The 23559-nt window shown below is 64.8% G+C and carries 20 protein-coding genes; 12 read left to right on the forward strand and 8 right to left on the reverse strand.

The features are described 5' to 3' along the window. Positions 1-166: 166 nt before the first annotated feature. The 3 genes from DFR52_RS08120 to DFR52_RS08130 are packed head-to-tail and all read left to right on the forward strand — an operon-like array spanning position 167 to position 6847. Positions 167-3520 (forward strand): transglutaminase family protein, encoded by a 3354-nt coding sequence (locus tag DFR52_RS08120; RefSeq protein ID WP_110031446.1) that lies wholly within the window; start codon positions 167-169, stop codon positions 3518-3520. A 2-nt stretch (positions 3521-3522) separates the two neighbouring features. Continuing rightward, a complete protein-coding gene (locus DFR52_RS08125; RefSeq protein ID WP_110031447.1) occupies positions 3523-5925 on the forward strand; it encodes a circularly permuted type 2 ATP-grasp protein in 2403 nt (800 codons plus the stop codon). A gap of 4 nt (positions 5926-5929) precedes the next feature. Next, positions 5930-6847, forward strand: a complete 918-nt coding sequence (locus DFR52_RS08130; protein WP_110031448.1) for a transglutaminase family protein — start codon at positions 5930-5932, stop codon at positions 6845-6847. A 16-nt stretch (positions 6848-6863) separates the two neighbouring features. On the opposite strand, the gene DFR52_RS08135 is transcribed toward DFR52_RS08130, so the two are convergent. Then, positions 6864-7829 (reverse strand): zinc ABC transporter substrate-binding protein, encoded by a 966-nt coding sequence (locus tag DFR52_RS08135; RefSeq protein ID WP_110031449.1) that lies wholly within the window; start codon positions 7827-7829, stop codon positions 6864-6866. A gap of 102 nt (positions 7830-7931) precedes the next feature. On the opposite strand from DFR52_RS08135, the gene DFR52_RS08140 reads away from it, so the two are divergent. The 8 genes from DFR52_RS08140 to DFR52_RS08175 all read left to right on the forward strand — a co-directional run bounded on the left by DFR52_RS08140 (position 7932) and on the right by DFR52_RS08175 (position 16281). Next, positions 7932-8834: an ATP-binding cassette domain-containing protein gene (locus DFR52_RS08140; RefSeq protein ID WP_110031450.1), complete on the forward strand. Its 903-nt coding sequence runs from the start codon at positions 7932-7934 to the stop codon at positions 8832-8834. Next, positions 8827-9663 (forward strand): metal ABC transporter permease, encoded by an 837-nt coding sequence (locus DFR52_RS08145; RefSeq protein WP_110031451.1) that lies wholly within the window; start codon positions 8827-8829, stop codon positions 9661-9663. Before DFR52_RS08140 ends, DFR52_RS08145 begins: the two co-directional genes overlap by 8 nt. 2 nt (positions 9664-9665) lie before the next feature. Next, positions 9666-10088, forward strand: coding sequence for a Fur family transcriptional regulator (locus tag DFR52_RS08150; RefSeq protein ID WP_110031452.1), 423 nt, complete (start codon positions 9666-9668; stop codon positions 10086-10088). A gap of 167 nt (positions 10089-10255) precedes the next feature. Next, entirely contained in the window at positions 10256-10927 is a 672-nt protein-coding gene (locus DFR52_RS08155; RefSeq protein ID WP_146215560.1) for a CerR family C-terminal domain-containing protein, read from the forward strand. Next, positions 10924-11886 (forward strand): HlyD family secretion protein, encoded by a 963-nt coding sequence (locus DFR52_RS08160; protein WP_110031454.1) that lies wholly within the window; start codon positions 10924-10926, stop codon positions 11884-11886. Before DFR52_RS08155 ends, DFR52_RS08160 begins: the two co-directional genes overlap by 4 nt. After that, entirely contained in the window at positions 11883-12800 is a 918-nt protein-coding gene (locus DFR52_RS08165; RefSeq protein WP_110031455.1) for an ABC transporter ATP-binding protein, read from the forward strand. Before DFR52_RS08160 ends, DFR52_RS08165 begins: the two co-directional genes overlap by 4 nt. Next, positions 12797-13933: an ABC transporter permease gene (locus tag DFR52_RS08170; protein WP_110031456.1), complete on the forward strand. Its 1137-nt coding sequence runs from the start codon at positions 12797-12799 to the stop codon at positions 13931-13933. The genes DFR52_RS08165 and DFR52_RS08170 overlap by 4 nt, the downstream gene beginning before the upstream one ends. 239 nt (positions 13934-14172) lie before the next feature. Beyond that, complete coding sequence (locus tag DFR52_RS08175; protein ID WP_146215561.1) at positions 14173-16281, forward strand: putative bifunctional diguanylate cyclase/phosphodiesterase; 2109 nt, start codon at positions 14173-14175, stop codon at positions 16279-16281. A gap of 174 nt (positions 16282-16455) precedes the next feature. Here DFR52_RS08175 and DFR52_RS08180 read toward each other — a convergent pair whose 3' ends face one another. The 7 genes from DFR52_RS08180 to DFR52_RS24205 form a co-directional block, all read right to left on the reverse strand. Continuing rightward, on the reverse strand, positions 16456-18177 hold the full coding sequence (locus DFR52_RS08180; protein WP_110031458.1) for an ABC transporter substrate-binding protein: 1722 nt from the start codon (positions 18175-18177) through the stop codon (positions 16456-16458). Positions 18178-18241: 64 nt separating this feature from the next. Next, a complete protein-coding gene (locus DFR52_RS08185; RefSeq protein WP_110031459.1) occupies positions 18242-18523 on the reverse strand; it encodes a DUF2160 domain-containing protein in 282 nt (93 codons plus the stop codon). Between the two features lie 12 nt (positions 18524-18535). Further along, positions 18536-19366 carry a carbohydrate ABC transporter permease gene (locus DFR52_RS08190; RefSeq protein WP_110032021.1) on the reverse strand — a complete coding sequence of 277 codons (831 nt, stop codon included), beginning with the start codon at positions 19364-19366 and terminating at the stop codon, positions 18536-18538. A gap of 70 nt (positions 19367-19436) precedes the next feature. Beyond that, the gene (locus DFR52_RS08195) at positions 19437-20303 is read right to left on the reverse strand and encodes a carbohydrate ABC transporter permease (protein ID WP_110031460.1); all 867 of its coding nucleotides are present in this window, start codon (positions 20301-20303) and stop codon (positions 19437-19439) included. Position 20304: 1 nt separating this feature from the next. Next, a complete protein-coding gene (locus DFR52_RS08200) occupies positions 20305-21375 on the reverse strand; it encodes an ABC transporter ATP-binding protein (RefSeq protein WP_110031461.1) in 1071 nt (356 codons plus the stop codon). Positions 21376-21384: 9 nt separating this feature from the next. After that, positions 21385-22461 (reverse strand): ABC transporter ATP-binding protein, encoded by a 1077-nt coding sequence (locus tag DFR52_RS08205; protein ID WP_110031462.1) that lies wholly within the window; start codon positions 22459-22461, stop codon positions 21385-21387. 174 nt (positions 22462-22635) lie between these two features. After that, positions 22636-22851, reverse strand: coding sequence for a hypothetical protein (locus DFR52_RS24205; protein ID WP_146215562.1), 216 nt, complete (start codon positions 22849-22851; stop codon positions 22636-22638). Positions 22852-22944: 93 nt separating this feature from the next. On the opposite strand from DFR52_RS24205, the gene DFR52_RS08210 reads away from it, so the two are divergent. Next, complete coding sequence (locus DFR52_RS08210) at positions 22945-23520, forward strand: hypothetical protein (RefSeq protein WP_146215563.1); 576 nt, start codon at positions 22945-22947, stop codon at positions 23518-23520. Positions 23521-23559 lie beyond the last annotated feature (39 nt).

Below are 23559 nucleotides of genomic sequence, written 5' to 3' on the forward strand. Positions count from 1 at the left end.
CCTAAGGAAGGGTTGCCGTCGCGTGCCGGGTAATCGCCCCCGAATGGCAGTTTCCCCTAACCCGCGCTGAAGAACTCGCTATAGTGGGACTGCAATGTGGACAGCGCCGTTTGCACCATGCATCCTGCAGTGCACAGATATTCCTCGGGCAAGTCCGGAAACATTCATGTCAATTCTCGCCAGCATCCACCACCTGACCCATTACAAATATGATCGTCCGGTGTCGCTCGGACCGCAGGTCATACGGCTGCGGCCGGCGCCGCACAGCCGCACCCGGGTGGTGTCGCATTCTTTGAAGGTCACGCCGGACAACCATTTCGTCAACTACCAGCAGGATCCCTACGGCAACTGGCTGGCGCGCTATGTCTTTCCCGACCCGGTGACCGAGTTCAAGATCGAGGTGGATCTGGTCGCCGACATGACGGTCTACAATCCGTTCGACTTCTTCGTCGAGGATGCGGCGGAGTTCTGGCCGTTCGACTATGACGCAGACATCAGCCCGGACCTGGTGATCTACCGCACGCCGGAGCCGGCCGGCCCGAGGCTGCAGGCGTTTCTCGACACGATTCCGCGCGACCGGACGCGCAGCGTCGACTTCGCCGTCGGCCTCAACACGCGGCTTGCCAACGAGATCGGCTACGTCATCCGCATGGAGCCCGGCGTGCAGACGCCGGAGGAAACCTTTGACACCGGCTGCGGCTCCTGCCGCGACACCAGCTGGCTGCTGGTGCAGGTGCTGCGCCATCTCGGCTTCGCCGCGCGCTTCGTCTCCGGTTATCTGATCCAGCTCAAGCCCGATCTCGTCGCCATCGACGGCCCGCCCGGCACCGACCACGATTTCACCGATCTGCATGCCTGGACCGAGGTCTACATCCCCGGCGCCGGCTGGATCGGCCTTGACCCGACCTCCGGCCTTCTCACCGGCGAAAGCCACATCCCGCTGGCGGCGACGCCGCATTACCGCACCGCCGCGCCGATTTCCGGCCTGGCGAGCTTTGCCGAGGTCGAATTCGGCTTCGAGATGAATGTCACCCGCGTCGCCGAACATCCCCGCATCACCAAACCGTTCAGCGACGAATCCTGGAGTGCGCTCGATGCGTTGGGGCAGGCGGTCGACAAGCGCCTCGCCGAGGGCGACGTGCGGCTGACCATGGGCGGCGAGCCGACCTTCGTCTCCATCGACGATTTCGAAAGCGAGGAATGGAACACCGCCGCCGTCGGCCCGCAGAAGCGCATTCTCGCCGATCAGCTGATTCGCCGGCTCCGGGATCGCTTCGCGCCGGGCGGCTTCCTGCACTACGGCCAGGGTAAATGGTATCCGGGCGAGACGCTGCCGCGCTGGACCTTTTCGCTCTACTGGCGCCGCGACCAGAAGCCGATCTGGCAGGACGTGAGCCTGATTGCCCACGAGGGCATGGACACCGGCAAGGCCACGCCGGAAACGGCCGAGGCACTGTTGTCGGCCATTGCCGGCCAATTGGGGGTCGAGACCGAAAACGTGCTGCCTGCTTTCGAGGATCCGGGCGAGTGGCTGCTCAAGGAAGGCAATCTGCCAGACAATGTGACGCCGGAGAATTCCAAGCTCACCGATCCGGAGGAACGCCACCGCATCGCCACGGTGTTTGCCCGCGGCCTGACCAAACCATCGGGCTTCGTCCTGCCGGTTCAGCGCTGGCAGTCGAAAGCCTCCGGCCACGGCTGGCGGTCGGAGAAGTGGAAGACGCGGCGCGGCCATGTCTTCCTGGTGCCCGGAGACAGCCCGGTCGGCTACCGGCTGCCGCTCGGCGCGCTGCCCTATGTGCCGCCTGCGCAGTATCCCTACACTCACCCCGCCGATCCGACCTCGCTGCCGCGCGACTTCGCCGACGCGCCCGCAACAGAAGCCGCGGCCGGGAAGATGCCGGTCGAGGATGTCGCGCACGATCAGACGGTGGCGCATTTCACAGCGTCGGAGCCGGTCCAGGATCGGGTCGAACAGACATTGGGCGAGCTCGGCGGTGCCGTGCGCACGGCGATCTCTGTCGAGCCCCGCGACGGCCGGCTCTGCGTGTTCATGCCGCCGGTCGAGCGCATCGAGGATTATCTGGAACTGATCGCCGCCGCCGAGAAATCCGCGGCCGGGCTCGGCCTGCAGGTGCATATCGAGGGCTACGCTCCGCCGCATGATCCGCGCATGAACGTCATCCGCGTCGCGCCGGATCCGGGGGTCATCGAGGTCAATGTGCATCCCGCCGCCGGCTGGGCGGACTGCGTCGCCATCACCCAGGGGGTCTATGAGGAGGCGCGCCAGTGCCGTCTTGGCGCCGAGAAGTTTATGATCGACGGCCGCCACACCGGCACCGGCGGCGGCAACCATGTCGTGGTCGGAGGCGCCACGCCGATGGACAGCCCGTTCCTGCGCCGGCCTGACCTGCTGGCGAGCCTCATCCTGCACTGGCAGCGCCATCCGAGCCTGTCCTACCTGTTCTCCGGGCTGTTCATCGGCCCGACCAGCCAGGCTCCGCGCGTCGATGAAGGCCGCCATGACAGCCTCTACGAACTCGAGATGGCACTGGCGCAGATCCCGGCCCCGGACGCCGGCACGCCGCCGCTGCCGTGGCTGGTCGATCGGCTCCTGCGCAACCTGCTCGTGGATGTCACCGGCAACACGCATCGGGCGGAGATCTGCATCGACAAGCTCTACTCGCCCGACGGCCCCACCGGCCGGCTTGGCCTGGTCGAGTTCCGCAGCTTCGAGATGCCGCCGGATTCGCGCATGAGCCTCGCCCAGCAACTGCTCATCCGCGCCATCATTGCCCGCATGTGGGAGAGGCCGCTCAAGGGTCGCTTCACGCGCTGGGGCACGACGCTCAACGACCGCTTCATGATGCCGCATTTCATCTGGGAGGATTTCCTCACAGTGCTCGACGACCTGTCCGAGCACGGTTTCCCGATGCGCCCGGAATGGTTCGAGGCGCAGGCCGAGTTCCGCTTTCCGTTCTGCGGCGAGGTCGAGTACGAGGGCGTCAAGCTGGAACTGCGGCAGGCGCTGGAGCCCTGGCACGTGCTGGGCGAGACCGGTGCCATCGGCGGCACGGTGCGCTACACGGACTCCTCGGTCGAAAGGCTTCAGGTCAAGCTGTCGGGGGCCGATGCGACGCGCTACATCGTCACCTGCAACGGTCGGCGCATGCCGATGATCGCCACATCGACCAGCGGCGTTTCGGTTTCCGGTGTGCGCTACAAGGCCTGGCAGCCGGCCATGGCCCTGCATCCGGTGCTGCCGGTTGACGCGCCTTTGACCTTCGACATCTACGACACATGGTCGAACCGCTCGCTTGGCGGCTGCGTCTATCATGTCGCCCATCCCGGCGGCCGCAGCTACGATACCTTCCCGATCAACGGCAACGAAGCCGAGGCCCGCCGTCTGGCGCGGTTCGAGGCTCGCGGCCACACGCCGGGGAGCTTCGTGCCGCCGCCGGAACAGCCGCACCCGGAGTTCCCGATGACCCTCGACCTGCGCCGCGCGCCGGGCATCTGACAATGCCCGGCAAAGCCAATCGCAAGCGGGCCGGATCGCATGCCTTTCTCCAGGGATACGTCCCGAGCGAAGGCGTGCCCGACGAGCTGTTTGACTTTGGCGGCGAGATGCGGCCCGGCTGGTCCGGGCTGATCGAACATCTCGCCTCGCAAAAGGCCGACCAGCTCGAACGGAGCTTTGCCCGCGGACGCCAGTATCTGCGCGACGCGGGCGTCTTCTTCCGCCAGTACGGCGCCGGCGATCAGGGCGTGCGTGACTGGCCGCTCAGTCCGGTGCCGGTGGTTCTGACGGACATGGAATGGGCCGAAATCTCCGCCGGGCTGATCCAGCGCGCCGATCTCCTGGAGGCGGTCGCCGCCGATATCTACGGCGACAACAGTTTGGTCGCCCAGGGCCGGATCCCTGCCGGCCTGGTGGCCGGAAACCCGGAATGGCTGCGCCCGATGGTCGGCGTCAGGCCCGCATCGGGCCATTTCCTGCATTTTGTGGCCTTTGAGATCGGGCGGCGTCCGGATGGCCGATGGTGGGTGCTGGGCGACCGGACGCAGGCCCCGTCGGGAGCCGGCTATGCGCTCGAAAACCGCGTGGCCTCCATGCGCAGCTTTTCGGGATATTATCGCAACGCCAATGTCGTGCGGCTGGCCAGCTTCTTTCGCGCCTTCCGCGACGGGCTCAACGCGCTCAAGCAGGATCCCTCCGGCCGGGTCGGCATCCTTTCGCCGGGTCCGATGACCGACACCTATTACGAGCATGCCTATATCGCACGCTATCTCGGCATGATGCTTCTCGAGGGGGAAGACCTCACGGTGGAAAGCGGCAGGCTGATGGTCCGCACGGTGTCCGGTCTCCAGCCGGTGAGCGTGCTGTGGCGGCGGCTGGATTCGGTGTGGGTCGACCCGCTGGAACTGGATGAGAGTTCGCGCCTGGGCACGCCGGGCCTGCTGACGGCGGTCCGCAACGGCAATGTCACCATGATCAATGCACTTGGCACCGGGGTGCTGGAAAGCCGCGCCTTCCTCGCCTTCCTGCCGCGGCTGAGTGAAGTGCTGCTGGGCGCTCCGCTCAGGATGCCCAATGTTGCGACCTGGTGGTGCGGTGGCGCCGATGAGCGCGCCCATGTGGCCGGGCACGCCGACCGGATGATGATCGGTCCGGCCAATTCGATCCGCCTGCCGCTCGAGCCCGGCGAAGACACCGCGCTGGGCGGCGCGGCGGCGCAGCGCAAGGGACGCGATGTCGCCGCCTGGCTGGAGGCCGAGGGCGACAGGCTCATCGGCCAGGACCAGGTGACGCTGTCGACCACGCCGGCCTGGTTCGAGGGCCGGCTGGTGCCGCGCCCCATGAGCATCCGCGTGTTCCTGGCGCGCACGGAAGACGGCTGGCAGGTGATGCCCGGCGGCTACGCCCGGCTTGCCGCCGAACAGGACCCGTCGGCAGTGTCGATCCGCCAGGGCGGGTCGGTTGCCGATGTCTGGGTGGTCTCCGACAAGCCGGTGGCGGCCGACACCATGCTGCATCACAGCACCGAGACCTTCGTGCGCAGCCTTCCCGGCATCCTGCCGAGCCGCGCGGCTGACAACCTGTTCTGGCTTGGCCGTTATGTCGAGCGCGCCGAGGGTACCATGCGCCTGGTGCGGGCCTACAATGGCCGCATCGATGAAACCCCGGCTGGCGGCTCGCCGCTGATGGACAGTCTCAAGGAATTCCTCGAGGACCGCGACGTCGATGTGGAGGAGGGGCTGCCGCGGCATCTCGTCCGCACCCTGTCCTCCGCCGTCAACAGCGCCAGCCACATCCGCGATCGCTTCTCCGTCGATGCCTGGGCGTCGCTCACCGACCTGCAGCGCACGCTCGCCAAGATGTCGCCGAAAGTGGTGCCCGGCGATGACGCCGCCGCCGCCATGGGCGTGCTCTTGCGCAAGATCACCGGCTTCTCCGGACTGGTCAACGACAACATGTATCGCTTCACCGGGTGGCGGTTCCTGACGCTTGGCCGCTCGATCGAACGGGCGCTGGCCATGGCCAGCCTGCTCAGCGTGTTCGCCGACCGCGACGCCAGGGAAGGCGGTTTCGATCTCTGCGTCGAGGTGGGCGACAGCGTCATGAGCCATCGTCGCCGCTATTCGGTGACCACCAGCCGCGAGACGGTCATCGATCTGCTGGCCCTCGATCATCTCAATCCGCGTTCGATCGCCTACCATGTCGACGAGATCCGCAACCAGATCAGCCTGCTGCCGGGCGCCGAGGTCAACGGACAACTCTCCGGCCTGTCGCGCTCGGCGCTCAAGCTCTACAGCGACTTGACGCTGCACACGCCGCAAACGCTCGATGGCGAGGCGCTGGGCCGGATCCTCCAGGACATCTACACCCTGACCGGCGATGTGGCCGGGACCTATCTGAGCTGAGGCCATGCGCTACGACATCACGCTCACCATGACCTACAGCTATGATTCACCCGCCGCCGGCGTGCGCCAGTTGGCGCATCTGCTGCCGCTCGATCTCCTCGACTTCGACGGGGCCGGCGGCTCCGGCCAGCCGGTTCCGCGCCAGCGTCTGATTGCCGGACGCCTGGATTTCGACCCGGAGCCGGCGGTCCGCGAGGACCGATTCGACTTCTTCGGCAACGCCATCAGCGAAGTGGCCTTCCACGAGGCGCTCGACGAGATCGTCATCCGGCTGCAGGCCCGGGTCGAGGTCAACAAGGTGTCCGCCCCGATCCCGGCGACGATACCGCTCGATGGCCTCGTCGCCGCTGTCGCCGCATGCTGGGACCTCGGCCCACGCTCGCCGGTGCATTTCATCTATCCGTCGCCCCGGGTGCCCTTCGATCCGGCGATCGCCGACTATGCGCGGGGCTGCAGTCAGCCCGGCGCATCGGTGGCCGGCGTCGTCGAGGCGTTGGGCCGGCGGCTCAACGTGGACATGAAATTCGATGCCGAGGCCACGACGGCCAGCACGCCGATCAGCGAATCCTTCGCCCAGCGTCATGGCGTTTGCCAGGACTTCTCCCAGATCATGATTTCTGCCCTGCGCAGCCTCGGCATTCCGGCGGGCTATGTCTCCGGCTTCCTGCGAACCCTGCCGCCACCGGGCAAGCCGCGCCTTGAGGGCGCAGACGCCATGCATGCCTGGGTCTGCGCCTGGTGCGGGCCGGACACCGGCTGGGTCGAATACGATCCGACCAATGCGACATTTGCCGGCACCGACCATGTGGTCGTTGCCTATGGGCGGGACTATGCCGACGTGGCACCGGTTCGCGGCGCGATGCGGATTGCAGGCAGTCATACGAGCGACCAGGCGGTCGACGTCATTCCGCTGACGGACTGACGCCGACCGGGAGGCGTCAGCCTTTACCGGAAAGGCAATCGCTGAGCGATTTGGCCAGGCCGCGGATCAGCTCGAAATAGAGATCCGGTCCGTCTGTCAGGGTTGCGCCGAGCGGGTCGAGCACGCCCGATTTGGCGACCGAGCCCTCCAGGACCACCGAGACCAGCTTCGGCTCGAATTGCGGCTCGGAGAACACGCATGTGGCGCCCAGCGAATCGATCTTGGCGCGGATCTCGTCGACCCGCCTGGCGCCGGGCAACAGCTCCGGATTGACGGTGATGGAGCCAGAAGCCTGCATGCCGAAGCGTTTTTCGAAGTACTGATAGGCGTCGTGAAAGGCGATGAAGCCCCTGTCCTTGACCGGATCCACCGTCGCCTGCACTTCGGTGATCAGATTGTCGAGCTTGGCCAACTCCGCCTCGGCATTGGTCTTGTAAATGGCGGCATTTGCCGGATCGGCTTCCGAGAGTGACGCTTCGATCGCCTGCACCATCACTTTCGCGTTGACCGGATCGAGCCAGAAATGCGGATCGACCTCCTCGTCATGATGGTGCTCTTCCGCGGCGGCCCCGTCGGCAGGCTGGGTGTCGTCGGCGTGGTCATCATGATCGTGCGGTTCGAAGGTTCCGCCTTCGCGCGGCGCGAGCTTGATCAGGCCCGGCAGGTCCTCGAGTTCAACCGCCTTGGCGTCGGCTGCGATGGTGGTGATCGGTTTGGTGAGAAACGCTTCCATGTCGTGGCCGATCCAGACCACCACGCGGGCATTTTGCAGAGCCTCGGCCTGTGAGGGCTTCAGGCTGTATGTATGCGGTGAGGCGGCGCCCTCGACGATCAGTTCCGGGGAACCTACGCCGGCCATGACGGCTGCGACCAGCGAATGGATCGGCTTGATCGAGGCCAGCACCAGCGGCTCCGCATGCAGCCCGGTTGTGCTCGCGGCAAGCGCGGAGGCGCCAAGCAGCAAATTGCGCAGATAGGTCATGAATTTCTCCGTTGGTAATGTTATATGATTACACAATTGCGTAATGGTATAACGTGTGGCATAGAGTGACGCAAGACGTTCCGGACATTTTTTGGACATTTCATGTTGCAACCAACCGATCCCCTCGTGCAGTTGACTTCCGCAGGCATCGAGCGATCCGGCCGCTGGCTGGTGCGCGGCGTCGACCTGTCCGTCCGCTCCGGCGAGATCGTCACCCTGATCGGGCCGAACGGCTCGGGAAAATCCACCACTGCCAAGATGGCGCTCGGCGTGCTCAAGCCCAGCGAGGGCTCCGCCGTGCGGCGCGAGGGCCTCAGGGTCGGCTATGTGCCGCAGAAGATCAGCGTCGACTGGACGCTGCCGCTGACCGTCGCCCGGTTCATGAGCCTGACCGGCAAGGTCGCGCCCGCCGATGCCGTCCGCGCCATGGAAGCGACCGGCATAATGCATCACCAGCACGCCGAGGTGCGCAACCTGTCTGGCGGCGAGTTCCAGCGCGCCATGCTTGCCCGTGCCATCGCGCGCAAGCCCGACCTGATGGTGCTCGACGAGCCGGTGCAGGGGGTCGATTTCAGCGGCGAGATCTCGCTTTATGACCTGATCAAGCGCATCCGCGACGAGATCGGCTGTGGTGTTCTGCTGATTTCCCATGATCTGCATGTGGTCATGGCCGCCACCGACAAGGTCATCTGCCTCAACGGCCATGTCTGCTGCCAGGGCACTCCCACGGCCGTTGCCGAGAGCGCCGCATACAAGCAGCTCTTCGGACCACGTGCCTCCGCGACGCTGGCCGTCTACGAACACGACCACGACCACACCCATCTCGCCGATGGACGAGTCCGCCACGCCGATGGCTCGATCACCGAGCATTGTCATCCCGATGACGGCCACCACCACGATCATGCCGGTCACGATCACTCAGGGCATGATCATTCAGGTCATGACCGCTCCCATTCACATGGCCATGCGTCCGGCAACACAGGCGGAGGCGTCTCCAATGCTTGATGATTATTTCACCCGCGCCATTCTCGCCGGCATCGGCATGGCCGTTGTCGCGGGTCCCCTCGGCTGCTTCATCGTCTGGCGCCGGCTGGCCTATTTCGGCGACACGCTCTCGCATGCGGCGCTGCTCGGCGTCGCCATGGCCTTCCTGTTCCAGATCAATGTCACGCTGGCCGTCTTCGTGGTCTCCGCAGCGGTCTCCGTGGCGCTGGTGCTTTTGCAGCGCCGGGCGACGCTGTCCTCGGATGCGCTGCTCGGCCTGCTGTCACATTCCTCGCTGGCGCTCGGCCTTGTGGTGCTGTCGTCCATGACTTGGCTGCGCATCGACCTGATGGGGTTTCTCTTCGGCGACATCCTGTCGGTCTCCAGGCTCGACATCGGCATCATCTGGGGCGGGGGGCTGGCGGTGCTGGCGGTGCTAGTGCTGATCTGGCGACCGCTGTTCGCCGCCACCGTCAACCAGGAACTGGCGGAAGCAGAAGGCATGAACCCTGACCGGGCCAATTTCATCTTCATGCTGCTGATGGCCACCGTCATAGCCATTTCGATGAAGATAGTCGGCGTCCTGCTGATCACCGCGATGCTGATCATTCCCGCGGCCGCCGCCCGCCGCTTTGCCTGCGGGCCCGAGCAGATGGCGATCATCGCGATCCTCATGGGCGCCACCTCGGTCGGGCTTGGTCTCGGCGCCTCGCGCGAATGGGACACCCAGTCGGGTCCGGCCATCGTGGTCGCTGCCCTGGGGTTGTTCCTCATCAGCCTTACACCGCTGGCGGCATGGCTGGCAAACATCAGGATTTCCAAGGCGGCTGCGCCGGCAGCCAGGGAGTAGCCATGAGCGACCATCACCACGATCACCATCACGACACCGCCGCACTGACCAAGAACCAGTCGCTGGTCATGGGGCAATTGTCGAGTGCCAACGGGCCGCTGAGCGCATATACGATCCTCGACCGGCTGCGCGAGCACGGCTTTCGCGCGCCTCTGCAGGTCTACCGCGCCCTCGACAAGCTGGTCGAATTCGGCATGGTGCACCGCCTCGAGAGCCTCAATGCCTTCGTCGCCTGCCGCCAGCCCGGCTGCGACACCCACGAAACCATCGCCTTCACCATCTGCGAGACCTGCGGCCAGGTGGCCGAACTCTCCGACCCTGAACTGGCCGATCACCTCAAGGCGCTGGCGGCCGCCACCGGCTTTGTGCTGAAGAAGTCGACGGTGGAGCTGCGCGGACTCTGCCGCGCCTGCGGTCGCGCCTGAGCGCAATTCTCTCCCGATCCCCTTGCACGCCCGCCGGGGGCTCGGTTGTGCGGGCCTATCCGCACCGGAGTTGCCGCCCGGCTCCCCGGTCTGGATTTAAATCAAACGATTGATTAATTCATTGGTTGTGCTAGTCTGCACGGGTCTCAATCGGAAGGGAGCGGCCCGTGCCAGCAAGATCCACCGGCCAGCCGGCAGGCGCCGGCGAGCAGACGCGGATGGCGCTGGTGGCGGCCGCCATCGGCCTTTTCGGCGCCAAGGGGTTCGAGGCGACATCCACGCGCGAGATCGCCGCGAAGGCCGGTGCCAACATAGCCTCCATCGCCTATCACTTCGGCGGCAAGGACGGACTTCGCCTCGCCTGCGCCGAGATGGTGGTGGCGCGCATCCGCGGCGTGGTCGGCGAGGTCATCCTCTCCAGCGATCCCGGCGACGATCCCAGGGTTGCGGCCGCGATGATCGAGGCCGCCGCCATGGGCATGGCCGATTTTCTGCTGGCGCGCTCCGAGGCGCGCGACATCGCCGCTTTCATGGTGCGCGAGGTGTCGGCTCCCGGCGTGGTCCTTGACCGCATCTATGCCGACCTTATCTATCCGGTGCATTCGAAGCTGTGCCAGCTTCTGGGCCTCGCCACAGGCCAGGATCCGGAGGGCGATCTGATCCGCCTTGGCGCCTTCAGCATCGCGGGTCAGATCGTCTATTTCCGCATCGGCCACGCGCTCGTTGCAAAGCGCATGCAGTGGCAGAGCGTCGGCTCCGACGAGATCGGCCGGATCAAGGCCGTCATCCTCTCCAACATCCGCACCTTCATCGCTGCCAATGCGAGGGTTATGCCATGACCGGTTTCGTTTGCGCCATTCCCCTGATCGCCTCGATATTCGGCGGCTGCGCCGCCCCCGCGGCGTTCGCCGTCGGCTATGTCGAAGGCGAGTACGTCCTTGTCGCGCCCATCGAGATTGCCGAAATTTCCGCGATTTCGGCGGCACGCGGCGACCGCGTCGCTGCGGGGGAGGTGTTGGTGCAACTGGAAAGGAGCGACACGGAGATCGCCGTTGCCCAGGCCACCGCATCGCTGGCGCAGGCCGAGAGCCAGCTCGCCGACCTGAGGCAGGGCAAGCGCCCCCAGGAGATCGCGGTGCTGGAGGCGACGCTCAATTCCGCCAGGGCGCAGGCCGTCGATGCCGACCTCACCTACAGTCGACAGAACGACCTCCTCAAACGAGGCATTGCCGCCCAGTCGGCGTTCGACGATGCCTCAACCGCCCGTGATGTCGCCCGGGCCAATGTCGCCCAGGCAGAGGCCAATCTGGCCGTGGCCCGGTTACCCGCCCGGGTCGACCAGATCGCCGCCGCCGAAGCGGCCGTCGCGCAGGCCCGTGCGGTGCTGGAAAACGCGCGGTGGCGGCTATCCAAGCGCAGCCTGTCGATCCCGCAGGCGGGCGTGGTCTTCGACATCATCCGCAACACCGGCGAGGTGGCAGGCCCGCAGGCACCGGTGCTCTCGGTGCTGCCGGACGGCGCGGTCAAACTCAGACTGTACGTTCCCGAGTCCGCGCTTTCGGCGGTCGCCGTCGGAAGTCGTCTCACCGTCCATTGCGACGGTTGCGGCACCGGAATGACCGCATCCGTCACCTATGTCGCCACCGATCCTGAGTTCACCCCGCCGGTGATCTATTCGCTCGATAGCCGCCAGAAGCTGGTCTATCTGGTCGAAGCCCGGCCCGATCCTGGCGCCAATGCGCTCAAGCCCGGCCAGATCGTCGATGTCGATCTCGACCTGGCGGCGGCAGGGCGATGAATGCGATCGAGGTCCATGACCTGGTCAAGCGCTTCGGCACCAAGACCGTTGTCGATCATGTCTCGATGACCGTCGCCAGGGGCGAGATCTCCGGCTTTCTCGGGCCCAACGGCTCCGGCAAGACCACCACGATCCGCGTCATGTGCGGACTTCTGACGCCGGACGAAGGGGAGGGCACTGTACTGGGTTACGACATCCGCACCCAGAGCCCCAGCATCAAGCGCGAGGTCGGCTACATGACGCAGCGCTTTTCCTTCTACGAGGACCTGTCGATCGAGGAGAACCTCACCTTCGTCGCCCGGCTCTACGAACTCGATCCGGTGGCAGGCATCGTCCGCGACACGCTTGAGGATCTGGGCCTGTCGTCTCGCCGCAACCAGCTCGCCGGCACCTTGTCGGGCGGCTGGAAGCAGCGGCTGGCGTTGGCCGCCTGCATCATGCACAAGCCGAAGCTGCTGCTGCTCGACGAGCCCACCGCCGGCGTCGATCCCAAGGCGCGGCGCGAGTTCTGGGACGAGATCCACCACCGCGCCAGCGACGGCCTGACCGTGCTGGTTTCCACCCACTACATGGACGAGGCCGAGCGCTGCCACCGCATCCACTATATTTCCTATGGCAAGCTGCTCGCGTCCGGTACGGTCGCCGATGTGGTGAGCGACGCAGGACTGACGACGATGGTGCTGACCGGCGGCGACATCACGGCGGCGGCCCGGAAACTGGCCAAAGCCGACGGCGTCGATCAGGTCGCGCCCTTCGGGCTCAAGCTGCACATTGTCGGTCGCGACCGGGAAAAGCTGGAGGCCGCGGTCAAGGCGGTCGCCGCCGAGACCGGCTCGGAATGGCACCAGGACCAGACCAGTCTCGAGGATGTCTTCATCCAGTTCATGGGCCAATCGACGGACAACATGGCATGAGCGGCCTGTTCTCCCTTCGCCGGCTGATGGCGGTCATCATCAAGGAAGCCATCCAGATGCGGCGCGACCGCATCACCTTCGCCATGATGCTGGGCGTGCCGCTGGTGCAGCTGCTGCTGTTCGGCTATGCCATCAACCTCGACCCGAAGGGCCTGCCGGCGGCGCTGGTGACCACCAGCCAGGACCATTACACCCGCGCCATGGTCTCGGCGATGGAGAACACCGGCTATTACCGCTTTGACCATGTCGTCTCCAGCGCCAGCGAGGCCGAACGGCTTCTGCAGGCGGGCACCGTCTCCTTCGTCGTCACCATTCCCTCGGATTTTGCCCGAAGGGTGCAGCGCGGCGATCATCCGCAGATCCTCATCGAGGCCGACGCCACCGACCCGGCGGTGGCATCCGGCGCGATTTCCACGCTCGGCACCGTGGCCGCCGAGGCGCTGCTGCGCGAGCAGGGGGCGGAGGCGCAGGCAGCCCAGCAATCGGCTGGCGCTCTCAAGGTCATCGTCCACCGGCTCTACAATCCGGAGGGCGTCACCCAGTACAACATCGTGCCCGGCCTGCTCGGCGTCATCCTGCAACTGACCATGGTGATGATGACATCGATGGCGCTGACCCGCGAATCCGAGCGCGGCACCATGGAGAACCTGCTTGCCATGCCGGTGAGCCCGATGGAAATCATGCTCGGCAAGGTGCTGCCCTACCTCGCCGTCGGAGCGGTGCAGGTCATTGTGGTGCTGTCGGCAGCCCGGTTCCTGTTCTCCGTGCCGTTCATCGGTTCGCTTGGCCTGCTGCTGACGAGCATTCTCATCTTCGTGCTGGCGCTGGTGCTGCTTGGCTACACCTTCTCGACGCTGGCGCGCACCCAGATGCAGGCCATGCAACTGACCTTCTTCTTTTTCCTGCCCTCGCTCATGCTCTCGGGCTTCATGTTTCCATTCCAGGGCATGCCGCAATGGGCGCAATGGCTGGGCGAGATCTTCCCGCTCACGCATTTTCTCCGTGTCGTCCGGTCGGTGATGCTTAAGGGCGCGGACCTGCAGGGCATCGCCGGCGAAATGGGCGCGCTCATCCTCTTTGTTCTGCTGTTTTCGGGCCTGGCGCTGCTGCGCTTCCGCCGCACGCTGGACTGAGCTGGACGCGGACACGACCCGCAGATGCTAACCCCTCGAAATTAAGGGTCTGTCAGCGGTTTGCTGGGATCTTTGGTGCAATGTCCGCGGGGATGATGCCTCACTTGATCCTTGCGGGCGAGGTCCGGAAGCCGCGTTTCGTGTAGCCCGCAAGGAAAACCACATTGCCCCAGTCAGCGCCATCGCAAGGACGAAGACGCCGCCGGTCCATTGCCATCACCGCTGCGGTGTTCATTGGCGTGGCCACCGCGTTGGCGGGGCTGGTCGGGACTTCGATCCGCGAGATCACCGACAACGCCGATGCGCTTGACGACAAGCGCGCCAGCCACGCGGCCTCCGGCGCGGTGCAGGCGATGCTGCGGCAGCAGCGCGCCACGCTGCGCGACAACGCCTATTGGGACGAGGCCGTCAATCACACCGCCGGCCCCGATGCGGAAGCCTGGACCATCGAGACCTGGGGCGTTTCCAGCCTCGACTACCCTCTCTACGACACAGCTTTCGTGATCGACATCACCGGTCGCAACATTCTTGCCTATCGCAATGGTGAGGCGATGGCCGTGCCGGCCAGGCGCTTCCTTGGCGCCGGGCTCGACACGTTGATTGCCGCGGCTCGGCGCTCGGCCGCCGCCGGGACCGACGTGCCGGTCCATTTCCTGCGCTCGAGCGAAGGCGTGGCAATGGTCGGCGCGGCGGTCATCCAGTCCGCCGAGACCAGTCCCGCCGTTCCCGTCGCCACCAATCCCGTGTTGGTGCTCGCCAAGCACATGACCGCCGACACGCTGGCCGAGCTCTCCGCGGATTTCAACATCATCGGCCTCACGCTTGATGATGCTCCTCTTCCCGGCCTGTTGCATGCCGTGTTGCGCGGCGTCGATGGCAGCCCGACCGCCTATTTCAACTGGCCGCGGATCCTCCCGGGCACCCGCAGCTTTATCGGGGTGAAGGACGAACTGCGGATTGCCGCCTCGGTGCTGTGCGTCTTCCTGCTGGGCATCGGCCTGTCGGGCGGCTGGACCATCCGCAGCCTCAAACGCAGCGAAGCGCACGCGCGCCACCGCGCGACCCACGATTCGCTCACCGGCCTGTGGAACCGCGCGGGACTGCTTGAAAATCTGGAGCAGGATCTGCTCGACGGCCGCATCGCACGGACCGACGTCCGCCTCTTCCTCATCGATCTCGACGGCTTCAAGGCGGTCAACGACGCGTGGGGTCACGCCGTCGGCGACGACTTGATTGCCGCCGTTGCAGACCGCCTGCTGGCGGAACTACCCGAAGAAACCCTGGTGGCGCGGCTTGGTGGCGACGAGTTCGCCGTGGTCACCTCGGCGCCCGCCGGGCAGCCGGCGACCGAATTCGAAGCCGCCATCCAGTCCGCCCTGCAGCGTGTCTTCTACATTGCCGAACGCACGGTGGAAATTGGCGGCAGCGTCGGCATCTCCGTCTCCATCGCCGGCGACCTTGGCGCGGGCGAACTCATGCGCCGTGCCGACATCGCGCTCTACCGCGCCAAGGACATGGGCCGCGGCGTCAGCGTCAGCTACGAGGATGCCTTCGACGCCGAAAAGCGGCAGGAAGCTATGCTGGAGGCCGAATTGCGTGCGCAGCTGGAAGGTGACGGGATCGGCGTCGCCTTCCAGCCATTGATCAACGCCGCCACCGGCCGGATCTGCGGCGTCGAGGCCTTGGCCCGATGGCCGCGGTCGGGCGGCGCGGCCATCCTGCCCGATGTCTTCATCGCGCTCGCCGAGCGCGGAGGCCTCATCGACACGCTCGGCATGCAGGTTCTCACCAAGGCGCTGGCGGCGGCGCGCGCCTGGCCCGGCATTGGCCTGTCGGTCAACATTTCGCCGCTGCAGCTCAAGAACCCGTCTTTCGTTGCCCAGGTGACGAGCATCACCGGCGCGGCCGGCTTCGATCCGCATCTGCTGACCCTCGAGGTCACCGAGGGCGTGCTGATTGCGCATCCGGAGCAGGCGCGGCGCGCGCTCGACGGGCTGAAGAGCGCAGGGATCAAGGTCTCGCTCGATGATTTCGGCTGCGGTTATGCCAGCATCGGCGCGTTGCGTCAGTTCGGCTTCGACCGCATGAAGGTGGATCGGTCGCTGATCCAGGCGGTCGATCGGGACGAGAACGGCGGCGCCGTGCTGCAGGCAACCATCGCGCTCGCCAATGCACTGCGCATCCCGGTCACGGCCGAGGGCATCGAGACCGAGGAACAGGCCATGCTGCTCAGGCTCTCGGGCTGCGATGAGCTGCAGGGCTATTTGTACGGCCGGCCTGTCGATGCAGCGACGCTGGGAGGGCAGTTTTTTCCAGCCTCTGCGCCGCGCAAGGTGGTACGGGCCTGAACGGACCTGCCGGGGAACGCAGCGTCCGCGGCCGCCGCAGCCTCTCAGTTCACCCCCGCGGGTTGCGATGGGACCGGGGCGGCAAGTAAAATCCGCCCGGGCGTAAAAAAAGGGAGGCGGTCGCCCGCCTCCCTCGATCTGCAAGTCAGAGACTTCCGGTCAGACCGGAGGACCTTACTGCCAGCTCTTGACCAGTTCGTCGTAGTTGATGGTCATCGGCTGCTCTTTTTCGTTCTCGATCTTGAGCTGCGGCGCGAGGTTGCCCTTTGCGACGGCATCCGCATTCCACTCCTCGAGCGTCTTGACTTCGGCCATCTTCGGACCGATGTCGCCCTGCACGCCTGCGCGTTCGAGGCGTTCCATCACCTTTTCCTGCTCTTCGCAGAGCGAGTCCATGGCTTCCTGGGCAGTCTTGGCGCCGGAAGAAGCGTCACCGATCGCCTGCCACCACAGCTGCGCCAGCTTCGGATAGTCAGGAACGTTGGTGCCGGTCGGCGACCACTGGACGCGGGCCGGCGAGCGGTAGAACTCGATCAGGCCGCCGAGCTGCGGAGCCCGTTCGGTGAACGAGTCGTGCTGGATCGAGCTCTCGCGGATCAGCGTCAGGCCGACGTGGCTCTTCTTGACGTCGACCGTCTTGGAGACCACGAACTGCGCATAGAGCCATGCGGCCTTGGCGCGGTCGTCGGGGGTGGACTTGAGCAGTGTCCAGGAACCCACGTCCTGATAGCCGAGCTTCATGCCGTCCTTCCAGTAGACGCCATGCGGGCTGGGGGCGAAACGCCACTTCGGCGTGCCGTCCTCGTTCATCACCGGCAGGCCGGGCTTGACCATGTCGGCGGTGAAGGCCGTGTACATGAACATCTGCTGGGCAATCTCGCCCTGCGCCGGCACGGGGCCGGATTCGCCGAAGGTCATGCCCTGCGCCGCGGCCGGAGCATAGGCGTTGAGCCAGTCCAGATACTTCTGGATCGAGTAGACGGCGGCGGGGCCGTTGGTGTCGCCACCGCGGGCGACGCAGGAGCCGACCGGACGCGAGTTCTCGTCCACCTTGATGCCCCATTCATCGACCGGAAGGCCGTTCGGCAGGCCCTTGTCGCCATTGCCGGCCATCGACAGCCAGGCATCGGTGAAGCGCCAGCCGAGCGACGGGTCCTTCTTGCCGTAGTCCATGTGGCCATAGACCTTCTTGCCGTCGATTTCGCGACCGGTGAAGAATTCGGCGATGTCCTCATAGGCCGACCAGTTCACCGGCACGCCGAGATCGTAGCCGTACTTGGCCTTGAAATCGGCCTTGTTCTTTTCGTCGTTGAACCAGTCGTACCGGAACCAGTAGAGATTGGCGAACTGCTGGTCGGGAAGCTGGTAGAGCTTGCCGTCGGGCGCCGTGGTGAATTTGAGACCGATGAAGTCCTCAAGGTCGAGACCGGGATTGGTGACGTCCTTGCCTTCGTTGGCCATCCAGTCGGTCAGCGAGCGCGCCTGCTGGTAGCGCCAGTGGGTGCCGATCAGGTCGGAGTCGTTGACATAGGCGTCATAGATGTTCTCGCCCGACTGCATCTGGGTCTGCAGCTTTTCGACCACATCGCCTTCGCCGATCAGGTCGTGGGTGATCTTGATGCCGGTGATGGCGGTGAAGGCCGGCGCCAGCACCTTGGACTCGTATTCATGCGTGGTGATGGTCTCCGAGACGACCTTGATGTCCATGCCGGCAAATGGCTTGGCGGCGTCGACGAACCACTGCATTTCGGCTTCCTGCCCGGCGCGGTCGAGCGCCGACATGTCGCCGATCTCGGAATCGAGGAAGCTCTTGGCTTCGTCCATTCCTGCCTGCGCTGCCCCCGCGCTGAACACCAGCGCCAGTGCGACTGTTGAAAGTAGAACATGTTTCCGCATTGCAGTTTCCTCCCGACTTGCGAAAACGGAGCCGGCGGAATTGCCGCCTCCGGTATTCCAGGCCCTAGACATAGCGGAACACGCCGATGGCGTAGACCACACACAGGGCAAGAGCCCACCACAGGTTCGGACCGACAAGTCCGAGCCAGGCGAGATTGATGAACGCCGAACCGAGCAACGAGACGAACAGACGATCGCCGCGGGTGGTTTCAAAGCGCAGAATTCCGACCCGCGGCGAACCGCCGGGCACATAGTATTCCCAGACCCCCATGCCGGCGAGCAGCAGGAAGATGACGAGAAAGAAGATCGCCGTCGGCATCGTCCAGGCCATCCATGACAGATCCATAGCGGTGCCTCCTCAGACGCGGCCCAGGGCAAAGCCCTTGGCGATGTAGTTGCGGACGAACCAGATCACCAGCGCGCCGGGGATGATGGTGAGCACGCCGGCGGCGGCGAGAACGCCCCAGTCGAGCCCGGATGCCGAGACGGTGCGGGTCATGGTGGCGGCGATCGGCTTGGCGACGGTCACCGTCAGTGTGCGGGCGATCAGCAGCTCGACCCAGGAGAACATGAAGCAGAAGAACGCCGCCACGCCGATGCCCGATGCGATCAGCGGCACGAAGATCTTGACGAAGAATTTCGGGAACGAGTAGCCGTCGATATAGGCGGTCTCGTCGATTTCCTTGGGTACGCCGGACATGAAGCCTTCGAGGATCCAGACGGCCAGCGGCACGTTGAACAGGCAGTGGGCGATGGCCACCGCGATATGGGTGTCGATCAGCCCGAAAGCCGAGTAGAGCTGGAAAAAGGGCAGGGCGAACACCGCCGGCGGCGCCATGCGGTTGGTGAGCAGCCAGAAGAACAGGTGCTTGTCGCCCAGGAAGCGGTAGCGCGAGAACGCGTAGGCCGCCGGAAGCGCCACCGTCACCGCGATCACCATGTTCATGACCACGTAGATGATCGAATTGATGTAGCCGTTGTACCAGGCCGGGTCGGTGAAGATGACCATGTAGTTGGCGATGGTCGGGTCGCGCGGCCAGAGGGAGAAGGCGCCGAGAATCTCGGAATTGGTCTTGAAGCTCATGTTCATGAGCCAGTAGATCGGCAGCATCAGCAGGAAGATGTAGATCACCGGCACCAGGAAGGAGAAGCGCGCGATCGCGTTCGATCGCCGCGTCCGCCGCGCCATGGCGGCGGTTGCAGCGTCCGTGGTCTGCGTGGCTGCGGTGGCGTTGCCGCTGACTGTCATGTCGCTCCCCTCAGCCCTTGGCGTCGTTGGTGACCATCACGGTGTAGAAGACCCATGACAGCAGCAGGATGATGAGGAAGTAGATGAGCGACATCGCCGCCGCCGGTCCGACATCGAACTGGCCGATGGCGGTCTTGACCAGATCGATCGACAGGAAGGTGGTGGCATTGCCGGGGCCGCCGCCGGTGACGACGAAGGGCTCGGTGTAGATCATGAACGAGTCCATGAATCTCAGCAGCACGGCGATCAGCAGCACCCGGTTCATCTTCGGCAGCTGGATGTAGCGGAACACCGACCAGCGCGAGGCGCCGTCGATCTTCGCCGCCTGGTAATAGGCGTCGGGAATCGACACGAGGCCTGCATAGCACAAAAGCACCACCAGGCTTGTCCAGTGCCAGACGTCCATGACGATCACCGTCACCCAGGCGTCGAACGGATCGTTGACGTAGTTGTAGTCGAAGCCGAGCGCGTTGAGCGTGTAGCCGAGCAGGCCGATGTCGATGCGGCCGAACACCTGCCAGATGGTGCCGACCACGTTCCACGGAATGAGCAGCGGCAGCGACATGAACACCAGGCAGAACGGCACACCCAGACCCTTGCGCGGCATGTTGAGCGCGATGAAGATTCCGAGCGGCACCTCGATGAGCAGGATGATGCCGGAGAACAGCAGGTTGCGCATGAGCGCGTCATGAAAGCGCGGCGACGACAGCACGTCGGAGAACCAGTCGGTCCCGGCCCAGAAGAACTGGTTGTTGCCGAACGTGTCCTGCACCGAATAATTGACCACAGTCATCAGCGGGATGACGGCCGAGAACGCCACCAGCAAGAGCATCGGCAGCACCATGAACCAGGCCTTGTTGTTCCAGGTCTTGTCCATCTCAGCCTCCCAGCTTCATGCGCCAGTCGTCGGCGTAGATGTTGATTCCGGCGGGATCGAAGGTGACATGCGGATCGGCGGGCACGGACGAATCCTCATCCAGCACGATCGCCAGTTCATGGCCCTCGATCGCGGCGCGGACAATCTTCTGCCGTCCGACATCCTCGATCTTGTCGATGGTGACGGGCATGCCCTCGCGTCCGAGGTGAACAAACTCCGGGCGGATGCCCAGTTCGGTGCGCTTGCCAATGGTCGGACCGGCGGCGCCCGGCAGAACAATCGAATGCTGGCCCAACCGGGCATTGGCGCCTTCAAGCGTGACCGGCAGCACATTCATGCCGGGCGAGCCGATGAAATAGCCGACGAAGGTGTGGCTCGGCCGCTCGAACAGTTCCTGCGGCGTTCCGATCTGGACGATCTCGCCGCCATACATCACCACCACCTTGTCGGCGAAGGTCAGCGCCTCGGTCTGGTCGTGGGTGACATAGACCATGGTGTGGCCGAAGCGGCGGTGCAGGAGCTTGAGCTGCGAGCGCAGCTGCCATTTCATGTGCGGATCGATCACCGTCAACGGCTCGTCGAACAGGATGGCGTTGACGTCGGCGCGCACCAGGCCGCGACCCAGCGAGATCTTCTGCTTGAGGTCCGCCGTCAGGCCGCGCGCCTTGCGGTGGGCGATGTCGCCGAGATCGATCATCTCCAGCACTTCGGCGACACGCTTCTTCACCTCGGCTTCCGCCATGCCGCGATTCCTGAGCGGAAAGGCCAGATTGTCGGAAACCGTCATGGTGTCGTAGACAACGGGGAACTGGAACACCTGGGCGATGTTGCGCTCTTCCGGCTGCAGCCCGGTGACGTCGCGGCCGTCGAACAGGATCTTGCCTTCCGATGGCGTCAGCAGCCCGGAAATGATGTTGAGCAGCGTGGTCTTGCCGCAGCCCGAGGGCCCAAGCAGCGCATAGGCGCCGCCATCGTCCCAGGAGTGATGCACCTCGCGCAGCGCATAGTCCTCGTCGCGCGCCGGGTTCGGCATGTAGGCGTGGCGGATATGGTCGAGATCAATGCGGGCCATGGTTGTTCCTCATGCCCCCGCCGGGCGGGCGCGAACCGTGCGTCCGTCACGGTCGAATACCAGCAGGTGCCGCGTGTCGAGATGCACTTCCAGCATCTTGCCGGCATCGATGTCGTGGATGCCCTTGGTCAGCATCACCCATCTCTGATCGTCATGGGTGAGATGAACATAGCTTTCCGAACCGGTGATCTCGGTCACCATCACCTTGGCCGACAGCGGCGTCGTTCCCGGGCCTGCGGCGAGCGACAGATTGTGCGGACGGAAGCCCAGAGTGCAGGGGCCTTCGGCAAGATGGCTGAGCTCGACCGGAACCGTGATGTCGCGCACGCCCGGCTTGACGAATTTGCCCTGATGCTTCTCCATCGCCAGCAGGTTCATCGGCGGGTCGGAAAAGGTCTGCGCGGTGACCAGGTCGACCGGGTCACGGAATACGTCGACGGTCGGGCCGAACTGGGTGATGCGGCCTTGGCTCAGTGTCGCCGTGTTGCCACCGAGCAGCAACGCTTCCGACGGTTCGGTGGTGGCGTAAACGAAGATGGCGCCCGATTCCGAGAAGATCTTCGGCAGTTCGGCGCGCAGTTCCTCGCGCAGCTTGTAATCGAGATTGGCAAGAGGTTCGTCAAGCAGCACCAGTCCCGCCTTCTTGACGATGGCGCGCGCCAGCGCCGTGCGCTGTTGCTGGCCGCCAGACAGGTTGAGCGGCGTGCGCTGCAGATAGGGTCCGAGCCTCAGAAGGTCGGATGCGCGGCCCACTTCGCGTTCGATCGTCGCCTTGTCGGCGCCGGCAATGCGTAGCGGCGAAGCGATGTTCTCATACACCGTCATGGCCGGGTAATTGATGAACTGCTGGTAGACCATGGCGACATTGCGCTTCTGCACCGGGTGGCCGGTCACATCGCGACCATCGACGAGGACGCGTCCGCGGGTCGGGCGGTCGAGCCCCGCCATGATGCGCATCAGGCTGGTCTTGCCCGACAATGTCGGGCCCAGAAGTACGTTCAGCGTGCCGCTTTCCAGACGCAGCGAAACGTCGCTGATGTGAGCTTCCCCGTTGGAAACCTTGGAGACTTTGTCCAGTTCCAGCATGTAGAAGAAGCCCTCCCAAGCCTCGCCTCCGTATTCCGGATCGGTCGCGCGGGAAATGCCGCTGCCGATACTCGCCGCAGGGCCTTAGCTCCCCACACTCCCGATTTCGGTTAGGATAAAAGGAACCCTAACCGAATGTCAAACGAAAATAAGCGAAACCAGCCGCCCGATGTTTCACAACCGCACCAAAGCGGCTGCCGCTGCCGGCCCATCCAATGGCACCGGCGTGACGGCTCCTGTTTCCACCTCAGCATGCTTTATCGGATTGTGCGGTGCAAGTCCGGCCGCGAGCCGCATGGAGGTGATTGAGGCCGTGAGATAAATCTCCTTCTTGTTGCCCGCCGCATGCTTGACGTGATGGCGCAGCGCAGGCTCTATGGCGTCCGGCATGATGGAGTGCGGCCTGGCCCGAAGATGGGTCGGCGATCGTATCCGCTGCGGCTGTACTCCGGCAAATACCAATCGACACGGGATGTCAAAGTGATGTTGAAAACGACGAGACTTTCGCTGATCGCAACCACAGTCTTTGTTCTCGCCACACTTGCTGGGCCGATGGCGCATGCGGAAAACGTCGATGCCGTCGCCATGTTCAATCAGGCGAAGGCCGAGCGTCACACCGGCTTCGCGCGTAAGACCAGGCCGGTCGATGCGCGTCCCTCCGTGCCGGGCGAGGTGGTCGTGACCACCATCAAGGGCGAAGGTGTCGAAACCCTCAGCAAGCCGGCGGAAGCGGGTGACATGGTCGTCCGCAATCGCTGCCCCGAAACCGGAGACGAGGAGTATCTGGTCAAGGCGGCCAAGTTCCCGGCGCGCTACGCAACTTCGGACAAGCCTGCCGGTTCCGATGGCTGGCAGGAGTTTCTGCCGCAGGGCAAGGAAATGAATTTCTACATCATCCCCGAGAGCCAGCAGGCGTTCGAATTCGAGGCGCCATGGGGCGAGCAGATGGTCGCCAGGCCCGGCGATGCGCTGCTGCAGACTCCCGGTGACGAAAAGGACACCTATCGTGTCGCGGCGGCCTCGTTTGCCTGCACCTATGACATCGTAAAGGCGCCCTAATCGCGGCTGACACCCGACGCATCCTGCTGCGTCGGGTGA

The organism is Hoeflea marina (assembly GCF_003182275.1).
In the GTDB taxonomy this organism is placed as follows: Bacteria; Pseudomonadota; Alphaproteobacteria; order Rhizobiales; family Rhizobiaceae; genus Hoeflea; species Hoeflea marina.